General features: G+C 69.1%; 18 protein-coding genes. 16 read left to right on the plus strand and 2 right to left on the minus strand.

The window, feature by feature from the left end:
* The 9 genes from VF665_RS03585 to VF665_RS03625 all read left to right on the plus strand — a co-directional run.
* Positions 1-2,337, plus strand: a 2,337-nt coding sequence (locus tag VF665_RS03585; RefSeq protein ID WP_331052035.1) for a S8 family serine peptidase, incomplete at its 5' end; no start/stop codon positions are given.
* Between the two features lie 267 nt (positions 2,338-2,604).
* Complete coding sequence (locus VF665_RS03590; RefSeq protein WP_331052036.1) at positions 2,605-3,027, plus strand: cytochrome c maturation protein CcmE; 423 nt, start codon at positions 2,605-2,607, stop codon at positions 3,025-3,027.
* Positions 3,024-5,084, plus strand: a complete 2,061-nt coding sequence (locus VF665_RS03595) for a heme lyase CcmF/NrfE family subunit (protein ID WP_331052037.1) — start codon at positions 3,024-3,026, stop codon at positions 5,082-5,084. Before VF665_RS03590 ends, VF665_RS03595 begins: the two co-directional genes overlap by 4 nt.
* Complete coding sequence (locus VF665_RS03600) at positions 5,084-5,563, plus strand: cytochrome c-type biogenesis protein CcmH (RefSeq protein WP_331052038.1); 480 nt, start codon at positions 5,084-5,086, stop codon at positions 5,561-5,563. The genes VF665_RS03595 and VF665_RS03600 overlap by 1 nt, the downstream gene beginning before the upstream one ends.
* Positions 5,560-5,943: a zinc ribbon domain-containing protein gene (locus VF665_RS03605; protein ID WP_331052039.1), complete on the plus strand. Its 384-nt coding sequence runs from the start codon at positions 5,560-5,562 to the stop codon at positions 5,941-5,943. The genes VF665_RS03600 and VF665_RS03605 overlap by 4 nt, the downstream gene beginning before the upstream one ends.
* Positions 5,940-6,677 carry an ABC transporter ATP-binding protein gene (locus tag VF665_RS03610; protein WP_331052040.1) on the plus strand — a complete coding sequence of 246 codons (738 nt, stop codon included), beginning with the start codon at positions 5,940-5,942 and terminating at the stop codon, positions 6,675-6,677. The genes VF665_RS03605 and VF665_RS03610 overlap by 4 nt, the downstream gene beginning before the upstream one ends.
* On the plus strand, positions 6,674-7,351 hold the full coding sequence (locus VF665_RS03615) for a heme exporter protein CcmB (protein ID WP_331052041.1): 678 nt from the start codon (positions 6,674-6,676) through the stop codon (positions 7,349-7,351). Before VF665_RS03610 ends, VF665_RS03615 begins: the two co-directional genes overlap by 4 nt.
* Before the next feature lies 1 nt (position 7,352).
* Positions 7,353-8,066 carry a cytochrome c biogenesis protein CcsA gene (ccsA, locus tag VF665_RS03620; RefSeq protein WP_331052042.1) on the plus strand — a complete coding sequence of 238 codons (714 nt, stop codon included), beginning with the start codon at positions 7,353-7,355 and terminating at the stop codon, positions 8,064-8,066.
* Positions 8,067-8,089: 23 nt separating this feature from the next.
* A complete protein-coding gene (locus VF665_RS03625) occupies positions 8,090-8,377 on the plus strand; it encodes a CcmD family protein (RefSeq protein ID WP_331052043.1) in 288 nt (95 codons plus the stop codon).
* Positions 8,378-8,683: 306 nt separating this feature from the next.
* On the opposite strand, the gene VF665_RS03630 is transcribed toward VF665_RS03625, so the two are convergent.
* Positions 8,684-8,962: a GNAT family N-acetyltransferase gene (locus VF665_RS03630; RefSeq protein WP_331052044.1), complete on the minus strand. Its 279-nt coding sequence runs from the start codon at positions 8,960-8,962 to the stop codon at positions 8,684-8,686.
* A gap of 509 nt (positions 8,963-9,471) precedes the next feature.
* On the opposite strand from VF665_RS03630, the gene VF665_RS03635 reads away from it, so the two are divergent.
* From VF665_RS03635 to VF665_RS03650, 4 genes are all read left to right on the plus strand, one after another.
* A complete protein-coding gene (locus tag VF665_RS03635; protein WP_331052045.1) occupies positions 9,472-12,459 on the plus strand; it encodes a SusC/RagA family TonB-linked outer membrane protein in 2,988 nt (995 codons plus the stop codon).
* Between the two features lie 26 nt (positions 12,460-12,485).
* Positions 12,486-13,925 (plus strand): RagB/SusD family nutrient uptake outer membrane protein, encoded by a 1,440-nt coding sequence (locus VF665_RS03640; protein WP_331052046.1) that lies wholly within the window; start codon positions 12,486-12,488, stop codon positions 13,923-13,925.
* Between the two features lie 128 nt (positions 13,926-14,053).
* Positions 14,054-14,602: a DinB family protein gene (locus tag VF665_RS03645; protein WP_331052047.1), complete on the plus strand. Its 549-nt coding sequence runs from the start codon at positions 14,054-14,056 to the stop codon at positions 14,600-14,602.
* A gap of 147 nt (positions 14,603-14,749) precedes the next feature.
* Positions 14,750-15,373: a superoxide dismutase gene (locus VF665_RS03650; protein ID WP_331052048.1), complete on the plus strand. Its 624-nt coding sequence runs from the start codon at positions 14,750-14,752 to the stop codon at positions 15,371-15,373.
* Positions 15,374-15,448: 75 nt separating this feature from the next.
* On the opposite strand, the gene VF665_RS03655 is transcribed toward VF665_RS03650, so the two are convergent.
* Entirely contained in the window at positions 15,449-15,628 is a 180-nt protein-coding gene (locus tag VF665_RS03655) for a hypothetical protein (protein WP_331052049.1), read from the minus strand.
* A gap of 386 nt (positions 15,629-16,014) precedes the next feature.
* Here VF665_RS03655 and ftsY point away from each other — a divergent pair, with 386 nt between their 5' ends.
* From ftsY to recG, 3 genes are all read left to right on the plus strand, one after another.
* Entirely contained in the window at positions 16,015-16,944 is a 930-nt protein-coding gene (ftsY, locus tag VF665_RS03660; protein WP_331052050.1) for a signal recognition particle-docking protein FtsY, read from the plus strand.
* Between the two features lie 208 nt (positions 16,945-17,152).
* The gene (locus tag VF665_RS03665; RefSeq protein ID WP_331052051.1) at positions 17,153-17,755 is read left to right on the plus strand and encodes a hypothetical protein; all 603 of its coding nucleotides are present in this window, start codon (positions 17,153-17,155) and stop codon (positions 17,753-17,755) included.
* Entirely contained in the window at positions 17,725-19,959 is a 2,235-nt protein-coding gene (recG, locus tag VF665_RS03670; protein WP_331052052.1) for an ATP-dependent DNA helicase RecG, read from the plus strand. Before VF665_RS03665 ends, recG begins: the two co-directional genes overlap by 31 nt.
* Positions 19,960-20,118 lie beyond the last annotated feature (159 nt).

Raw genomic sequence — 20,118 nt, forward strand, 5'->3', positions numbered from 1 at the left:
CATCCCCGGATGTCGGGCCCGTATCCTCGCAACATCGTAGAACTCTACTTCCACCCGTCCGCGACGCTGGAGGATCGCCAATCCGCCGTGGACATGGTCAACGGACGCGTGATCGGGGGAGGTGGTGGAGGCGGCTTCTATTATGTCCTGGTGCCCACGACTACCGGTGATGCACTCTGGGCGGTGATCGACAGCCTTTCAGCGCTTCCACACGTCAGGTTGGCAAGTCCCGACATTCTGACGCAGGGAATGATCCCGGCCTATCTCCGGCCTAACGACGGTCCCGGATGGGGAAGAGGTGACTGGGCGCTCTCGGCGGACAGTGCTGGTGGAAGCAATTGGGCGCCCGAGGCCATCGGCGCACCGTTTGGCTGGGGCTGCGAGATCGGGAACGATAGCGCGCGCGTGGCGGTCATTGACACTGACCCACAGCACGCGCAATGGGTCGGTAACATCATTTCCAACCGTACAAACGACAGCACGGAAATCGCCGGCCTGATGTGGCACGGTCGCGTGACTACCACCAGCGCAGGCATCAGCGGTGCGCTCGAGCAAGCGTTCAGAGATTCGGTTCATGTAATCAATCTTTCCGTGAGCGTCGGGTTCATCGATAGCCTTGCAACCGCGAGCGCCCCGCCAGGAGTGCTGGTCTACCGTCTGCCCCAGCCCGGTCTGCCCGCCGATGTACAGCGCGCCGCTGGGATCGCAGCCCAGTACGCGGCGCGGCTTCAGCAGCTTGAAACACAGTACCGAGTGCAGCCGCTGTACGTGATCGCCGCGGGTAACTATCAGATGGACGCAAGCTTCTCCGGACTTCCCCAACTGCGAAGCGTGACAGGCCTCGGCTCCCGTGTGCTGGTGGTCGCGGGTGCGGCGCGCGGAACTGCGCTGAACATCACGAGTCGGCAGCGCCCCATGTGGGCGAATTCCGGCGTGCCACTGAACCCGGGCTCCAACTTTGGGGGGCTGGTCGATCTGGCCGCACCGGGAGACACCGTTCAGACATATGCCAACGGGATCGCTGCAACGGTCAGCGGGACTTCCTTTGCGGCGCCCCACGTAGCCGGCGCGGCGGGGCTTCTCAAGTCGTTCGATCCGCGGCTGACCGTGGCTCAGATCCGCGACCTGCTCCTGGACGGGGCTCGGCGGGGCGGGTGGACGACCGTCGCTCCGGGCAGCACCCTCCCCTTCCTGAACGTGTACGAGTCTCTTCAGCTGGTAGCCCGGCGCACCGGCGCACCCATCTGCGGACAGCGGTTCTGGATTCAGAACGGCTCGTTCAAGGTGCAGCGGGACCCGGGCAGCGCAGCGGCGGATTCACTGTTTCACCTGGATTTCAATCCCCTCGGACTGAATGTGCTTCACGGGGGCAAACAGGTGAATGTGCGGAGGCCGAACGTGGGACCGGTCACCTACCGCTGGAGTGCCGCGGCGGGCTGGCACCTGAGCACCCCGGACGCCCAGTCCGAACCGGTGGGAAGCAACGCCACATGGCGCTCCCGGGCGCCCAAGTCGCATGATGGCGACACCATTCTCCGTCTCTCGCGGGACTACGGCGCTGCAACGACGATCTTTCGCCTGGAACTCTGGGACAAGAACGGGCTGCGCAAGCAGCTTCCCCCGATTACGGTGCCCCGGGTTCCGGGAACACCGCAGTGCACACAGGAATACGTATCGGTGCACCCGGCGAGCCACGACAGCATCATGTCCACCGGCGACACGTCAAAGATCCGGATCTATAATGACTGGCTCGCAGAGATGAACCAGGACCCGTGTTTCCGGTGGGCCGAGGGCACCAGCTTCACAACCCCGAACTGGGATGCATCGTACTCGCCTCGCGGCGAAGCCGTGTACCTTTTTGCGGAGACGGCCACAGGCGGCGCGGTCGTTCGCCCTTGGCGATCGTGCGGTGCGAAGGGGCGGTTCTCCCTCAAGTCTGGAGAAGGGTTCGACGCCCGCGTGTACATGAGGTGTCGAGACTGGACCACCAACGACGAGAGCGCGGGCACGCAGGTATACAGGGTGGACGTCAATACCGGCGTTGGAACCCTTCTTTCCTGGAATTCGCCGACAGCCCACTTCAGAGCGGTCGGGTTCCGTGAAAACCTCCGCGAACTTGCGCTCGAGGCGCAGACCTGGACACGTACCGCGAACACGATCTGGGTGCAGGGAGCAGACGAGTTCACGTGGGGCGTAGGAGGAACAACGACACGGGATGACCAGTGCACCGTACAGTTCCGGAACGCGAGCACGGGTGCTGTTCTCTTCAATTCGCCCGGACCGTGCCGGTCCGAGGGCGGGGATGCAGGGTTCAGTTCTTCGCGGGCAGCCCCGTAAGGTCCAGGCAGACGCCTGATCCGCGCCCCCACTCGTGTGCCCTCCCGCGCGTCTCACGCGCGGGAGGGCATCCCTCCGTCCGACACAACACCCCAACGCAGCTGCCCCGCCACGTGACCACGAACACCCGGCTCGCCCGGCTGGCCGACGCTGTCAGGAAATCCCCCACGCCAACTCCGGCATCCCGCCACACGCAAGACCTTTCACCGCATCTGTTTCGCTGGTATATTCCGCGGTCGGAGGCAGCACCTTCCTGAAGGAGCACCCGTGAAGAAGCAGAGAAAGTTCCTGATCGGCGCCGTGGCGCTGGTCGGGGTTGTCGGCTATCTGGCGGCGACCGGGATGAAGGAGTCCATGGTGTACTACCGGACTCCCGACGAGCTGGCGGCCAGCCTGGCCGCCGACCCCACCTCGCGCGAGCTCGCCGTAAAGGTGGGCGGCCGCGTGGTGCCCGGAACCGTGCAGTACGACCCGCGCACCCTGGACCTGCGCTTCACCATCGTCGACATCGCATCCGGCAAGACGAGCTTTCCCGTGCACTACAGCGGGCCGCTCCCCGACACGTTCAAGGAGGGCCGTGACGTGGTGGTGACCGGCGTGTACGCGGCGGACGGGAACTTTCAGGCCACGGAGCTGCTCACCAAATGCGGCTCGCGCTACGAAGCCTCCGAAGAGGACTTCAAGGCGTGACGCAGATTGGCGAAGTGGCCCTGTGGCTGGCGCTCCTGGTGGGCGCGTGGGGCGCGGTGATGGGGTTCGCGGGCGGGCGCATGGGGCGCGGCGACTGGGTGCTGAGCGCCGAGCGGTCCTCGTACGCCCTGTTCGCGCTGCTCGCCACCACGTGCGGGGCCATCATCGCCTCGTTCCTGCGCAACGAGTACGCGTACCAGTACGTGGCGGGGTACAGCAACCGCGAGCTCTCCGTCTTCTACAAGATCACCGGGCTGTGGGCCGGGCAGACCGGCTCGCTGGTGTTCTGGGCCACCCTGCTGGCCCTGTTCGGCTGCATCGCCGTGTTCCAGAACCGGCGCCGCAACCGCGAGTTCATGCCGTACGTGGTGGGCACGGTGCAGACCGTGCTCGTCTTCTTCATCGTGGTGGTGCTGGCCGCGTCCAACCCGTTCCAGCTGATGGACTTTGCCCCGGCCGACGGCCGCGGGCTCAATCCGCAGCTGCAGAACTACTGGATGACCATCCACCCGCCCACGCTGTACCTGGGCTTTACCGCCTTCACCATCCCCTTTGCCTTTGCCGTGAGCGCGCTGCTGAGCGGCCGGCTGGACACGCGGTGGATCACCACCACGCGCCGCTGGACCCTGCTCGCGTGGTTCTTTCTGACCAACGGAATCATCTTCGGGATGATGTGGGCGTACGTGGAGCTGGGCTGGGGCGGCTACTGGTTCTGGGACCCGGTAGAGAACGCCTCGCTGCTCCCCTGGCTGACCGGCACCGCGTTTCTGCACTCCGTGATGATCCAGGAAAAGCGCGGCATGCTCAAGATGTGGAACGTGCTCCTGATCATGGGGACGTTCCTGCTGAGCATCTTCGCCACCTTCCTCACCCGGTCGGGGCTGATCGAGTCGGTGCACTCGTTCGCCGAGAACACCACCATCGCGTGGATCTTCCTGGGCTTTCTGTCCGCGCTCGTCCTGGTGAGCGCCGCGCTGGTGTGGTGGCGCCGCGGCGCGTTCGCGCCGGAAAGCCAGCTGGAAAGCGCGCTGTCGCGTGAAGCCGCGTTCCTGCTGAACAACCTGGTGTTCGTGGCGGCCATGCTCAGCGTGCTGTGGGGCACCATCTTTCCGCTGGTGTCGGAAGGGTTCTCCGGGCAGAAGATCACGGTGGGCCCGCCCTTCTTCAACCGCGTCAACATTCCGCTGGGGCTGCTGCTGCTGGGGCTGCTGGGCATCGGCCCCGTCATCGCCTGGCGCAAGGCCAGCCCGCGCAACCTGCGCCGCAACTTCACCGCCCCGCTCACCGCCGCGGCGCTCGTGGCGGGGGCGCTGTGGCTGGGGGGCGCGCGCAACACCTACGCGATCCTCACCTTTGCGCTGGGCTCCTTTACCATGACCACCATCGTGGTGGAGTTCTGGAAGGGAACCCGGGCCCGCGCCCGCATCGAGGGCGAGGGGTTCTTCCCCGCCCTGGTGCACCTGGTGGAGCGCAACCGCCGCCGCTATGGCGGATACGTGGTGCACGCCGGCTTCGTCGTCATGTTCATGGGCTTCGCGGGGAGCGCGTGGGACGTGGAAAAGCAGGTGTCGCTGCGGCCCGGGGAAACGATGGACATCGCTTCGCCGTTCGGCCACACGTACCGGCTGACGTACCAGGCCATGTCGTCGTACCCCGCCACCAACATGACCAAGGTCATCGCGTCGCTGGACGTGGCGCTCGACGGCCGCCGCGCCGGCGTGCTGACGGCGGAAAAGCGCACCTACCGGCAGCGCGAGGAAGTGGTGAGCGAGGTGGGGATCCGCCGCGCGTGGAACGAGGACCTGTACCTGATCCTGGCCGGCGTGGACGACCTGAACGGCGTGGTGCAGGGCACCAACCCGCGCCCGCTGGCCACCTTCAAGGTGCTCATCAACCCGCTGGTGCCGTGGATCTGGATCGGCGGGCTGATCATGGCCATCGGCACGCTGACGGCGCTGTGGCCGGGGGTGGAGCCGCGCACGCCGGTGGCGGCAAAGGCCCGTGTCCGCGCCCCGTGGATCGCGGACGTGGACGAGCCCGCGCTGGTGGAGGCCTGATGCACGCGATCACCCGCGGCGCCCTGGCGCTCGCCGCCGCCCTGTGCGCGTCCACGCTGGCGGCGCAGGTGCCCACGCCGGAAACCGAGCGCATCGCGGTGGAGGCCATCGCCGAGCTCAAGTCGCCCTTTGGCCCGCACATGCTGGACATGTGCCCCAACGAGCAGGCCGACGAACTGCGCCAGAAGCTGCACATGGCCGCCGCCCGGGGCGCGGGCAAGGAACAGCTGATCGGCCTGGTGGTGAGCCAGTACGGCGAGAACATGCGCGCCCTGCCGGAGCGCCGCGGCTTCGGGCTGTGGGCGTGGCTGCTCCCCCCCGCCGGGCTGGCGGCGGGCGCGGCCTTTTTGTGGGGACGCCTGCGGCAGATGCGGGGCGGCGCGCCGTCGCTGGCCGCGGCGGGCCCCGCGCTCTCCGCGGACGAGCAGGCCTCGCTGAACGACGCCCTGCGCGACCTGGAGCGGGAGGACGACGAATGACGCTGCTCCTCCTCAGCGCGCTCATGGCCCTTGCCGCCGCGGGATTCGTGATCGCGCCCGTGGTGGCGCGGCGCGAGGCGCTGCTCGCGGACCTGGCCCCCGGCGCCGTGCTGGACGCCGAGGCGCGCCGCCGGGTGACGCTCACCGCCCTGCGCGAGCTGGAGTACGACTACCTGGGCGGCAAGCTGGACGAGCCCGACTACCGCGCGCAGAAGCAGCGGCTGTCTCTGGAGGCGCTGGCCGCCATGCGCGCGGCGGAGGCCCTTCGCGGCGGACCCGCGGCGCCGGGCGCCCGAGCCGTGACGGACCGCCACGCCTGCGGGTTCCTGAACCCGCCGCGAAGCCGCTTCTGCGCGGGGTGCGGAGTGCGGCTGGGGTGAGCACGCCCCCGGCGGGCGCGGACACACCGGCGGTGGAGGCCCGGGGGGTGGAAAAGCGGTACGGCGCGCTGCACGCCGTGCGCGGCATCGACCTCAGCCTGCGCCGGGGCGAGTTCCTCACCATCTTCGGCCCCAACGGCGCGGGAAAGAGCACGCTGCTGCGCATGCTGTGCGGCGCGGTGGTCCCCACCCGGGGCACGGTGCACATCGCCGGCGAGCCCATCGGCGAGGGCGAGGACGGGTGGCGCCGCCGCATCGGCCTGCTGAGCCACCAGAGCTTTCTGTACCCCGGCCTGAGCGCGGCGGAGAACCTGGAGTTCTTCGCCCGCCTGTACGGGCTGGCGGACCGGCGCGCCCGCGTGGACGAGGCGCTGCGCGGGGTGGAGCTGTGGGAGCGGCGCGGCGATGCCGTCCGCGGCTTCAGCCGGGGGATGCAGCAGCGGCTGGCGCTCGCCCGCACCCTGCTGCACGACCCGGAGGTCGTGTTTCTGGACGAGCCGTACACCGGGCTGGACCCGCACGCCTCCGGGCTGCTGACCGCGGTGCTGCAGCGGCTGCGGGACGGGCGGCGCACCGTGGTGCTGGTGACGCACAACCTGTCGCAGGGGCTGGAGCAGGCGCACCGGGTGGCCGTGCAGGTGGGCGGGCGCTGGGTGAGCGACGAGCCCGCCGAAGCGATTGACCCCGCCACGTGGGAGCGCGTGTACACCGAGCGCGTGGCGGCGGCGCAGTGAGCGGATTCCTTTCCGGCGCCTGGGCGGTGGCGCGCAAGGACCTGCTGCTGGAGACGCGCAGCCGCGAGCGGTTCGTGAGCATGGCCACCTTCGCCATGCTGGTGGCGGTGGTCTTCAGCTTCAGCCTGGACCCCTCCGTCCGCGCCCGGTCCATCGCGGGCGCCATGCTCTGGGTCACCATCCTGTTCGCGGGAACGCTGGGGCTGGGGCGCTCGTTCGCCCTGGAACGCGATTCGGAGGCGCTGACCGGGATCCTGGTGTCGCCCATCCCCCGCGGGGCGCTGTTCCTGGGCAAGTTCCTGGCGAACCTGGCGGTGGTGCTGGCGGTGGAGGCGGTGATCTTTCCCGTCTACGGCCTGTTCTTCGGCCTGAACTACGGCGCGGGCGCCTTGGGGCTGCTGCTGGTGGTGCTGCTGGGAACGATCGGGTTCATGGCGCTGGGGACGCTGTTCTCGGCCATGGCGGCGCACACGCGGATGGGTGATTCGCTCCTTCCCGTGCTGCTGCTGCCGCTGCTGATCCCCGTGGTCATCTTTGCGGCCAGCGCCACACAGCGCCTGCTGATCGGCCGGCCGCTGGGCGAGGTGCAGGGAAGCCTGCGAATGCTGCTGGCCTTTGACCTCGTGTTCCTGTTCGTGTGCACGGCGTCGTTCGGCGCCGTGGTGGAGGAATAGAATGGACGCGCAGATGGATACCGGGTCGCTCGCGGGCACCCGGCGCTGGTCCGTGATCCTGGGGCTGCTGGCGACGGTGTCGCTGGTGGCGGGGCTGTGGATGATCTTCTTCTACGCGCCCACGGAAAGCGAGATGGGGGTGGTGCAGCGGATCTTCTACGTGCACCTGCCGTCCGCGCTGGTGGCGTACCTGGCGTTCGGCATCGTGGCGCTCTGCTCCCTGGGCTACCTGTGGCTGCGAGACGAGCGGCTGGACGCCATCGCGGTGTGCGCGGCGGAACTGGGCGTCATCTTTACCACCGCGGTGCTCACCACGGGGCCGCTGTGGGGCAGGATCGCGTGGGGCGCGTGGTGGGTGTGGGACGCGCGGCTTTCGTTCACGCTGCTGCTGTGGTTCATCTACGTGGGATACTTCATCCTGCGCGGCGCCACGGAAAACCCGGAGCGCGGCAAGCGGTTCGCGGCCGTGCTGGGGATCGTGGGCGCGGTGGACATTCCGCTGATCCACATGAGCGTGCAGTGGTTCCGCAGCCAGCACCCCAAGCCGGTGGTGCTCAAGCCGGAGGGGCCCAGCCTGGCGCCGGAAATGGTGCAGACGCTGCTGGTGAACATGCTGGCGTTCATGCTCCTGTTCTTCTGCCTGCTCCTGGCGCGATACGTGGTGGAGCGGCTTTCCCGCAGGATCGACGCGACGCGGCTGCTCCGCGCCGCCTGACACCGACCGAGAGACTCTGGCCCATGCGCCACATCCGGATCATCCTCGTCCTTCTGTTCGCCTTGGCGGGCCTGGGCACCGGCCGCGCCGCGCGCGCCCAGGCGGTGGAGGCGCCGGCGGTCGCCGCCGCCTCCACCGCGCCGGCGTCCAGCGCGCTCCCCGCGCCCCCCAAGCCGCCGCGCACCCTGCGCGCGTACTGGCACCTGTTCGCCGCGTTCGCCATCGTGTGGCTGCTGGTGTTCGGCTACGTGGTTACGCTGGCCCGCCGCTTTCGCCGGGTGGAAGAGCAGTTGCAGGCGCTCGGGGCCTGACCTCTCCCGCCGCGGGATGACAGTAAAGAAAGAGGACCACGCCAGCGGGCGTGGTCCTCTTCTGTTTTCTCCGGATGACGGGAACGGCAGGTCCGGTGCGGTTCGGAGGGTGCCGGTGTGGCGGAAGGAGGCCCCCTCCCCCCAGCCCCCTCCACCCGCTCCGCGGGAGAGGGGGAGCCGTTCGGCCCGGAGGGACGGTCCGGCGCGCACACTCCGCACTCAGCAGTCAGCACTCAGCACTCACGCACCCAGCACTCACGCACTTTCCTGGGCACTTGCTCCTGAGCACCGGGCACTGCCCTCCCCTCACCCCGCCGCGACGATGTCGTTCTGGTCCGGATGCTTCTGCAGCCACGCCTGCACGTACGGGCAGGTGGGAATGACGCGCTTGCCGTTCTGCCGGGCGTAGTCCAGCGCGCCCTTCACCAGCACCTCGGCCACGCCCTGGCCCCGCGCAGTGGAGGGAACGTAGGTGTGGTGCAGGTTCAGCACCTCCGCGCCCTGCGGCGCGTAGCCCAGCTCCGCCTCGCCGTCCGGCAGCCGCACCACGAACCGATGGTTCTGCTCCTCATGCTCCACTTGCATCCGCTCTCTCCCGTTCCGGTTGGGCACCACCCGCTGCGACGCCGGGCCAGCGTACACAGCCCGTGCCACCCCGTCCCGGCGCGCAATAATGTTCATGTCTTGCACAATGTTTTGCGCCCGGGCAGCTCGGGCAATTGACCCATGCTCCCGCCGCGCGACGCGGATAGTGTGATCATGGACGGCGGGGCGGCGGCACGCCCGCCCCTGCGGCGCGCGATGCGCGTCCGTGATGGGGTTGTTGCACTTTGGGGCGAATGGTTCTATTCTGTCTCCCCATCCGCAGCTACTCTGCTGTCCAGTGTCAGAGTCGGAGGGCGATTCGCGTTGTTGCACTCGCGACCGCCCTCCGGCATCCCGCACGAGCACGGGCCCGCCTCCGGGTTCCGGCCAAGGCATCCTTCGGCGGCCCGCCGCTCTTCATCCCAGGTCCACCCCCAGCGCAGGAGCCACACCCGGCCCATTGTTCCGCAGGAAAGCCATTTTCAATTCCCGCAAACCCAGAACACCACATGAAAAAACTGCTTTCGTCGTTGCTGGTGCCTCTGCTCGTGCTGGCCACAGCCGCGCAGGCGTCGGCGCAGCAGCGGCAGATCACCGGGACCGTCACCGGCCCTGACCGCGCACCCATCGCCGCCGCCAGCGTTCGCCTGGCCGGCACGCAGCGTGGCGTGAACACCGACGCCTCGGGGCGCTTCTCGCTCTCCGCGCCCGCCGGCGACGCGTCCATCTCCGTGTCGCGCATCGGCTTCACCACCCGCACGCTGTCGGTGCCCGCCGGGCAGAGCGACGTGGCCGTGCAGCTTCAGCAGGACGTACTGAACCTGGAAGCCATCGTGGTCACGGGCCAGGCGACCGCCGTGCGGCGCCAGAACCTGGCCAACTCGGTGGCCGTGGTGAGCGGCGACAACCTGCAGGGCGCCCCGGCCCAGACCGTGGAGCGCGCGCTGCAGGGCAAGGTGGCCGGCGCCAACATCAGCGCCAACTCGGGCGCGCCGGGCGGCGGCCTGCAGATCAGCATGCGCGGCGTGTCGTCCATCGGGGGCAGCGCCGACCCGCTGTACGTGGTGGACGGCGTCATCATGAGCAACGTTTCGGTCCCCTCGGGCCAGAACGCCGTCAGCCAGGCGGACCGCGGATCCAACTCGTCCACCCAGGACCAGATGGTGAACCGCATCGCCGACATCAACCCGAATGACATCGCCAACATCGAGATCCTCAAGGGTGCCTCGGCGTCGGCGATCTACGGCAGCAAGGCCGCCAACGGCGTGGTGATCATCACCACCCGCCGCGGCCGGGCCGGCCGCCCGCAGCTGCGCCTGTCGCAGCGCTTCGGCTACTTTGAGCAGAGCCGCTCGCTGGGCGCCCGCACCTGGACGCTGGACGCCGCCGCCGACCACTATGGCGTGGCCAAGGCCGACCTGCAGGAGTACTTCAACGCCGACGGCACGCAGAAGGCGTTCTACGACAACGAGTCGGCCGTGTTCGGCCGCCGCGACCTGGCCCGGGAAACCTCGCTGAGCGTGAGCGGCGGCACCGAGGCCACCCGCTACTTCGTGTCGGGGCTGCTGCAGGCCAACCCGGGCATTGCGCAGAACAGCGGCTACGACAAGCAGGCGCTGCAGCTGAACCTGGACCAGACGCTCGGCAGCCGGGCCACGCTGGCCGTGGGCGCGGGCATCACGCACTCGGTGGCGTCGCGCGGCCTGACCGGCAACGACAACGCCGGCGTGAGCTACTACTCGGCGCTGTCGTACACCCCCAGCTTCATCGACATCCGGGAGCACGGCGGGGTGTTCGCCAACACCAGCGACTACATCAACTCCAACCCGGCGCAGACCGCTGCGCTCGCCACCAACGACGAAAACGTGTGGCGCGCCATCGGCTCGGCGAACTTCAACTGGACGCTGATGCAGCGCGGGGCGCAGACCCTGAAGCTGGCCGCCAACGGCGGCGTGGACTACTTCCAGCAGCGCAACGACCTGTACTTCCCCCGCGAGCTGCAGTTCGAGGCGGACGACGACCTTCCCGGCACGGCCATTCTGGGCCAGGCCGAGAACGTGAACCTGAACAGCGGCCTGAACCTGGTGCACGTGTTTGCGCCCGAGTCCGGCATGCTCACGGCCACCACCTCCACGGGCGTGCAGTACGAGGACCGTGACCTGGCGCTCAGCCAGCTGGTGGGCCGCAACACCGACAGCCGCATTCCGGCGTTCGCCGGCCGCGTGGAAGCCGACGGCGGCCGCAGCCGCTCGCGCGACCTGGGCGTGTACGTGCAGGAAGAAATGCTGCTGCTGGACGAGCACCTGACGGTGACGGCCGGCCTGCGCGCCGACCGCAGCAGCCTGAACGCGGACGAAGAAAAGTTCTACTACTACCCCAAGGCCGCGGCCTCGTACCGCCTGGACGACGTGTTCGGCGGGCTGGACGAGCTCAAGTTCCGCGTGGCGTACGGCAGCAGCGGCAACCTGCCCTTCTACGGGCAGCGCTTCACCCGCGCGCTGGGCGGCCGCAACCTGGAAGGCGTGCTGGGCCTGCGCGTGCAGGGCAGCGTGGGCGACCCCGACCTGCACCCGGAGCGCAGCACCGAGCTTGAGGGCGGCGTGGACGCCGTGCTCATGGGCGGCCGCGCCCGCCTGGAGCTGACCGGCTACAACAAGGTCATCTCGGACTTCATCATCGCGCCGCCGGTGGCGCCGTCCACGGGCTTCGGTCTGTACACAGTGAACGGCGGCAGCTACTACGTCCGCGGCTTCGAGGCCCTGCTGGAGGCCACGCCCATCCAGCGCGGCCAGACCACCTGGCTCACCCGCGCCACCTTCTCGGCCGACCGCGCCAAGGTGACGGACCTGGGCGGCGACAACCCCCGCCTGGCCTTCCTGACGCAGTACAACCCGGGCAACCACTTCGGGTTCGACTACGGCGGCTTCCGCATCAAGGAGGGCATCTCGCCCACCGCGCTGTGGGGCTTCGACGTGGATGAAGAGGGCAAGGCCGTCGAGCGTCCGTTCGGCGACACCAACCCCGACTTCCGCGTGGGCTTCAGCAACGATCTGAACTTCGGCCCGCTGGGCTTCTACGCGCTGCTGGACTGGGCGCACGGCGGCGTGGTGGCCAACCTGACCAAGTCGTACTACGACGACGCGCAGAACGGCGAAGACTGGAACGGCTGCAACACGGCCGAAAGCTGCGCCGGCAGCGAGCGCGTGGACCGCCAGGGCGACGGCGTGACGCAGTACATCGAGGACGCCAGCTACGTGAAGCTGCGCGAGGTGTCGCTGTCGTACGCGCTCCCGGGCAGCCTGCTGTCGCGCGTGGGCCCCGGCGTGAGCGGCGCCCGCCTTACCTTCAGCGGCCGCAACCTGCTGACCTGGACCAAGTACACCGGGCTGGACCCCGAGGTGAGCAACTTCGGAAACCGCGCGGTGGGCCGTTCCATCGACGTGACGCCGTTCCCGCCCAGCCGCAGCTTCTGGCTCGGCCTGGACGTGACCTTCTGATGGCCGCACACATGACAAGGGCACTCATGACCAGACGCACCCTGCTTCCGCTCGCGGCGGGCCTGTTGTTCGCCGCCGGGGGCTGCGCGGACCTCACGGTCCCCGACTACCAGAACCCTCCGCTGGACCTGCTGCTCAAGGAGCCCACGAACGACCGGGTGCTGCAGGCCGCCACGGGCGTTCTGCAGGGCACCCGCGAGGACGCCGACACGTACGTGCTGTTCGGCGGCATCGTGGGGCGCGAGGGGTACTTCCTGGACCCCAACGAGGGGCGCTACGTCCGCAGCCTGTTCGCGGGCAACCCCAACCGCAACAACTTCACGGGCTCGTCGTACTGGACGACGCCGTACCGCAACATCCGCACGGCGAACATCCTGATCGCGGCGCTGGATAATCCCAACGTCGTATTTCCGCCGGCCGACGAGGCCGCCATCCGCGGGCTCGCCAAGACGATCCAGGCGCTGGACTACATGCAGATCCTCACCACCCGGGACCAGATCCCGGTGCTGGTGAACACGTCGCTGGACAGCATCACGTCGCCGGCCCCGCTGGTGGACCGTCCGACGGCGATGGCGTTCATCGCCAACCTGCTGGACGAGGGGCGCACGGAGCTGGCCAAGGGCGGCACCAGCTTCCCCTTCCCCATGCCGTCGGGGATCACGCAGTTCGGCTTTGGCTCGCCCGCCAAGTTCGTTCAGTTCAACCGCGCCCTGCGGGCGCGGCTGGAAGTGAACCGCGCGCGGGTGACCATGGATTCGGCGAGCTTCAACGTGGCCAACTACCAGGCCGCGCTTACGGCTCTGCAAGCGTCGTTCATCGACGCCAACATTGCCAACGCCGACCCCATGAACGAGCGCACCAAGCTGAACGTGGGTGTGTACCAGACGTACAGCCCCAACGGCGGCGACACGCCCAACTCGCTCAACGACCCCAGCGGCAAGACGGTGGCCGACAGCACGCTGCTGGACCAGGCGCAGAGCAGCAACGGCGTGCTGGACGCCCGCATCCGCTACAAGACGGAGCCGGGCAACCTGCAGATCGTGTCGTCGCTGGGCAGCAACCTGCTGTTCACCATCTACAACAACCGGCCGTTCTACGGGTCGGGCGGGCAGGCTTCGCCCATTCCCATGATCCGCAACGAGGAGCTGATCCTGCTGCGGGCCGAGGCGCGCTGGTTCACCGGCGACAAGCCGGGCGCCATGGCGGACCTGAACGCGATCCGCCAGTACTCGGGCGGCCTGGCCCCGATCGCGCAGCCGGCGAACGACTACGCGTTCATCCACGCGCTGCTGTACGAGCGCCGCTACTCGCTGCTGTTCGAGGGCGCGCACTCGTGGAACGACTACCGCCGCTTCAACATGCTGTCGCAGCTGCAGGCGATGGGCACCAAGCGGTCGGGCGGCGCGGCCAGCAACGTGGCCAAGTGGCTTCCGCTGCCGGCCAACGAGACGCTGCCCCGCACCTGAGGCACGTCTTTCAGACAGGGAACGCGGGAGGGCCACACGGCCCTCCCGCGTTTTTGTTTGCGCTCCTTCCGCGGCGGGTTAGGTTGTGGCGCCTGAGGCAGGGGCACGCTCACCCGGGACCGATCGAGATGCACGCACGTACGCAGGAAATGCTGGCTCTGCTGGACGAGGGGCGCGGGGCGCTGCGCCGCGCGGTGGACGCGGTGCCGGAGGGTGCGCGCGAGCGGCGGCCCACGCCGGAGTGCTGGTCGCCCGCGGAGGTGGTGGCGCACCTGGCGCGTGTGGAGTCGCACATCGCCACGCTGTTCGCGGGCGCGCTGGAGCAGGCGCGCGGGGCCGGCATTCTGCTGCCGGACACGTCGGACGCGCCGGTGGCGGCCATGCTGAACCGCGACCGCATTCGCGACCGCAGCCGCCGCGTGACGAGCAGCGAGGCGTCCATGCCGGAACAGGGGGTTTCGCTGGAAACGGCGTGGGGGCAGCTGGAAGGCACGCGCGCCGCCCTGCGCGCCGCCGTCACCTCGGCGGACGGGCTGGGGCTGGAGCAGGTCACGGTGCCGCACCCCGCGTTCGGCGAGCTGAACCTGTACCAGTGGATCGTCTTTGCCGCCACGCACGAGGAGCGCCACGCGGCGCAGATCCGCGAAACGGCCGGCGGCGCGGGGAGCGGGCGCTGACGCGGCCGGCCGCCCGGGCCGCGGGTGGCGGAACGGACGGCGCGTGGTAGATTGGGCACTGTTCGCGGGGCGGCGGAAAGGGGCGCCCCGCACGCGCGGGACGGATGACGGTCCGCGGAACCGAAACCCTGAGGGGAGGTGGAGGAGATGCCGTTCAAGCTTCCGGAGCTGCCGTACGCGCACGATGCGCTGGAGCCTCACATCGACGCCAAGACGATGGAGATTCACCACGGCAAGCACCACAAGACGTACGTCGACAACCTGAACGCGGCGCTGGAGAAGCACCCCGAGTTCCAGGCGGGCGACGACATCGAGGCGCTGATGCGCCGCATTGACGAGGTGCCGGAGGACATCCGGGGCGTGGTGCGCAACAACGGCGGCGGGCACGCCAACCACAGCCTGTTCTGGCAGGTGATGGGGCCCGGCGGCGGCGGCCAGCCCACCGGCCGCATCGCGGAGGAGATCAACCGCGCGTTCGGCGGCTTTGACGCGTTCAAGGAAAAGATGGTGAACGGCGGCAAGGGCCGCTTTGGCAGCGGGTGGGTGTGGCTGGTGGCGGACGGCAAGGGCGGCCTGGCGGTGACGGACACGGCCAACCAGGACAGCCCGCTGATGACCGGCCAGACGCCGCTGCTGGGCATCGACGTATGGGAGCACGCCTACTACCTGAACTACCAGAACCGCCGTCCGGACTACCTGGACGCCTGGTTCAACACGGTGAACTGGGACTTCGTGAACCAGCGGCTCGCGTCCGCCGGCGCGTCGTCCTGATCTGCCGCCCGGTGCGTCTCACCGCCCCCGTCCGCCTCGCGCGGGCGGGGGCGGTGCGCATGCGGCCGCGGGCGCTCAGCAGACCCGGGTGAGGCCGCAGACGGTGTCGTCGTAGGTCTGGCAGACGGCCGCGGGGCACGACGCGCCGGCCACCGTGCCCATGTGCGCCTGCACGGTCCCGGGCTCGTCTGCCGGACGGGCGGTGGCGAAGGAATCCACCCGCAGTTCATCCACGTTCAGCGTCAGCTTGGTCATCCTGATCCTCCCAATTCCGGTGAATACGTGCCCATTCCGGGCGGACGCTTTCCCCTCGCACAAGCCGCACCGATCCACGGCAAGATAGACGGATGGGACGCGCATCATCCTCCGCTCCCGATCGGACGGTGCGCGTCCCGCCATCCGCAATCGGCCATGATGCACGCATTTCGGAGCGCTTCAGCCAGGGACGGGGGCCCCGCGGTTCGGGGGATGGAAGGGGGATGACGAGGACAAACGCGGCGGATCCGGTGCAAGGGAGGGTGGGACAGCGACATCGGCACGCGGGCAGACATTCCGTCCGGCGGCGCGGCGCGGTAGATTCCCGCGTCACTGATTTGTGGAAATCCATGCCGGCCCGGTGCCGGCTTTTCTCGGGTAGGCTGATGGCTCGTCTGTTCCGCACCAAGGAAGAAGGAAAGAAGTCGCTCTGGGACCGCATCGTGGACGTCGCGCTGACCGACGTTTCGGTGCTGGTGAAGGGGCTGGATGAAGGCTCGCTGGAAGGGCTGGAAGAAACGCTGATCGGCGCGGACTTCGGCGTGCCCGCCACGCTGCGGCTGGTGGGCGTGGTGGAAACGCTGGCGGAGCGCGGCGTGGCCCGGTCGCAGCGCGACTTTCTGCGCGCGGTGCGCGAGGAGATCGTCGCCATCCTGAGCGCGGGCCGATCGGACACGGCGCTGCGCTTCAACTACGAGGGCGGTCCCACCGTCTTTCTAATCGTCGGCGTGAACGGCGTGGGAAAAACGACGACCATCGCCAAGCTGGCGCACCGGCTCACGCGCCAGGGCCGCAGGGTGATGATCGCCGCGGGCGACACCTTTCGCGCCGGCGCCATCGAACAGCTGCGCCGCTGGTCGGAGCGCGTGGGCTGCGAGTTCGTGGGGAGCGAGCCGGGGCGCGACCCCGCCGCGGTGGCGTACGACGCGCTGGAGCAGGCGCGCGAAAAGAACGTCGACGTCGTCATCATCGACACCGCGGGGCGGCTGCACACGCAGGGCGACCTGATGAAGGAACTGGAAAAGGTGCACCGCGTGCTGGGCAAGAAGCTGGACGGCGCCCCCCACGAGACGCTCGCCGTGCTGGATTCCACCACGGGGCAGAACGCCATGGCGCAGATCCGCACATTCGGCCAGCTGGTGCCGCTGACGGGGATCGTGCTCACCAAGATGGACGGCACCGCCAAGGGCGGCATCGTGGTGGCGCTCAAGGAAGAGTTCGATCTGCCGGTGAAGTTCATCGGCGTCGGCGAAAAGATGACGGACCTGGTCCCGTTCGAGATCGAGCAGTTTGCCAAAGAGGTCATGGAAGCGTAAGGAACGGCACCTGAGGTCTCTCCCAGACGCACAGAGGCACGGAGCAAAAGAGAAAGGCGGGGACGGAAGCGCGCGCTTCCGTCCCCGTCGTCATCATACCCGAGCCATCCGTCCCGGCTCTCCCTCTCCCACCGGAGAGGCGCGGCGCGGTTCGTGAAGCCGGACCCCACGCATCCTGTCCCTTCCGCCTCCTCATCCCCACGAGCCCATGATCCGACCGGCTTTCGCGGCCTCGCTGCTGCTCGCGCTCGGCGCCTGCGCCGACGAGCCCCGCCCGTCCATTTCCACCGACACGACCGCTGTCCAGACCGGCGGCCCGGCGGCCGCGGCGCAGCCGGCGCGCCCGCCGTCGGCGAGCACGCGCATCATCCTCGCCGCGGACGGGCTGCGGCTCGCGGATTCGTCGTCGCCCACCGTAACGGAACTGCGCTTCGGGATGAACCAGGACTCTGTCGTAGCAACCCTGACGGCGCGCGCCGGGGCGCCCCGGGAGAGCGGGACCAACGAGGAGTGCGGCCAAGGCTCCTCCGAGTTCGCGGCGTGGAACAACGGACTGACGCTGTGGTTCACGGACCGCCAATTCCAGGGCTGGGCGCTGAACCCGGAGCGCGAGACGGAGTTGCGGACGGAGCGCGGCATCGGCCTGGGCTCAACGCGCGCGGCACTCGACAGCACGGGGCGCGCGACGGTGAACGAAACCAGCCTGGGCCACGAGTTCGAGGCGGACAGCATCTACGGCGTGCTGAGCGGGGGCGCCGGGGACGCCCGCATCACCAGCCTGTGGGCCGGCGCCACCTGCATCTTCCGCTGAATGGCGGCGGCGAGACAGACCCGGCCGCCCGGACCGTCCACCCACTCGCGCACGCCCCGCGTTCCGAATACATTCCGAAACGCCGGACGCGCACTCACGCACTCACGAACCCAGCACTCACGCACTCACGAGTGCCCACGTACACCGAGCTGGACCGGCCCGCGCAGTTCCTCAAGAACGTGGGTCCCAAGCGGGCGGATCTCCTGGCAAAGCTGGGGCTGCTGACCGCGCGGGACGTGCTCTACCACGTCCCCCACCGGTACGAGGACGCGTCCACGGTCACCGCCATCAACGCGCTGGAGCCGGGGATGGACGCCACCATCATCGGCCGGGTGGTGAGCAAGGGCGTGCTCCCCACCCGCCGCGGCCTGCGCATTTTTCAGGCGGTGGTGCGCGACGGAAGCGGGCTCATCGAGTGCTCGTGGCCGGGGCAGCCGTTCCTTGACCGGCAGATCGCGCGCGGCGACCTGCTGCTGCTGCGCGGCACCTGCCGCTTTTACCACGGCCGCCAGTTCCAGCCGCGCGAGTACACCACGCTGGCGCGCGAAGGCGAGGACAGCACCGAGGAGAGCGGGACCATCTTTCCCGTCTACCCCGCCACGGAAGGGCTCACGCACCGCCAGGTGCGCACGCTGATCGCCGAGAACCTGGACGGCCTGCTGCGCCAGGCGCGCGATGACGACCGCCTGCCGCGCGAGGTGCGGGAGCGCGCCGGCGTGGTGCCGCTGGCCGACGCGCTGGCGTTCATGCATCGTCCCACCAGCCTGGCGGAGGCGGAGCGCGGGCGGCAGCGGCTGGCCTTCGAGGAGCTCTTCTTTCTCCAGCTCCTGCACGCGCAGGCGCACCATCGCGCCGCGGCCGAGCGCCCGGGCATTGCCTTTCCGCGCCGCGACACGCTGGTGAAGCCGTTTCACAAGTCCCTGCCCTTTTCCCTCACCGGCGCGCAGAAGCGCGTGCTCAAGGAGATCGGCGAGGACATGGCGAGCCCGCGGCGCATGAACCGGCTGCTGCAGGGCGACGTGGGATCGGGCAAGACGGTGGTGGCGCTGTTCGCCATGCTGCGCGCGATCGAGAACGGCTACCAGGCCGCGCTCATGGTGCCCACGGAGATCCTGGCGGAGCAGCACGCCCGCACGCTCACGAACCTTCTCGGGCAGCTGCCCGTGAGCGTGGGCCTGCTCACGGGGCGATTGAAATCGAAGCAGTGGGAGGAGGTGACCTACCGGATGGCGGCGGGGGACGTCGACATCGCCGTGGGGACGCACGCGCTCATTCAGGAGGGCGTCACCTTTCACAAGCTGGGGCTGGTGGTGGTGGATGAGCAGCACCGGTTCGGGGTCAAGCAGCGGCTCGCCATTCAGGAGCGCGGCGACAGCGGCGACACGCTGGTGATGAGCGCCACGCCCATCCCCCGCTCGCTGGCGCTGACGCTGTACGGCGACCTGGACATCTCGGTGCTGGACGAGCGCCCGCCCGGCCGGCAGCCCATCAAGACGGCGCTGCGCAACGAGACGGCGCGCCCCAAGGTGCTCGCGTTCGTGGCCGAGCAGGTGGCGCTGGGGCGGCAGGCGTACATCGTCTATCCGCTCGTGGAGGAGTCGGAAAAGGTGGAGCTCAAGGCGGCGACGGTGGAGTTCGAGCAGCTCAAGGAGGTGTTTTCCGGGCTGCGGCTGTCGCTGATCCACGGGCAGATGCACGGGGAGGAGAAGGACCGCACCATGCGCGCCTTTTCCGCCGGGGAAATCGACATCCTGGTGTCGACCACGGTGATCGAGGTGGGGATCGACGTGCCGAACGCCACGGTGATGGTGATCGAGCACGCGGAGCGCTTCGGCCTGTCGCAGCTGCACCAGCTACGCGGCCGCGTGGGGCGCGGATCGGAGGAAAGCTTCTGCATCCTCCTCTACTCCGGCGGGGACGCGGCGCAGCGGCTCAAGATCTTTTCGTCCACCGAGGACGGCTTCGCCATCGCCGAGGCGGACCTGCGGCTGCGGGGCGCGGGTGACCTGTTCGGCGCCCGGCAGTCAGGGCTGCCGGCGTTCCGCTTCGCGGACCTGGAGCGCGACATCCAGCTGCTGTCCGCCGCGCGGGGCGAGGCGCGCGCCATCGTGGACCGCGACCCCGAGCTGGTGCGCCACCCGGAGCTGCGCGACGCGCTGGAGTCGCGGTACGGGGAGCGCGCGCGGCTGTTTCATGTCGGGTGAGGACTGCAGGGAAAAGGGAATAGGGAATAGGGAATAGGGACAAAGGACGGCGGGAGACCGGCAGCTCGTCCGCCCGGCGGCGGCAGCTCTTCGCCACCCGCCCGCCCGGCACACGAAAGACGAACAAGGGCACCCGACTGGGTGCCCTTCTCCGATCTG

This window comes from Longimicrobium sp. (assembly GCF_036387355.1).
GTDB lineage: Bacteria > Gemmatimonadota > Gemmatimonadetes > Longimicrobiales > Longimicrobiaceae > Longimicrobium.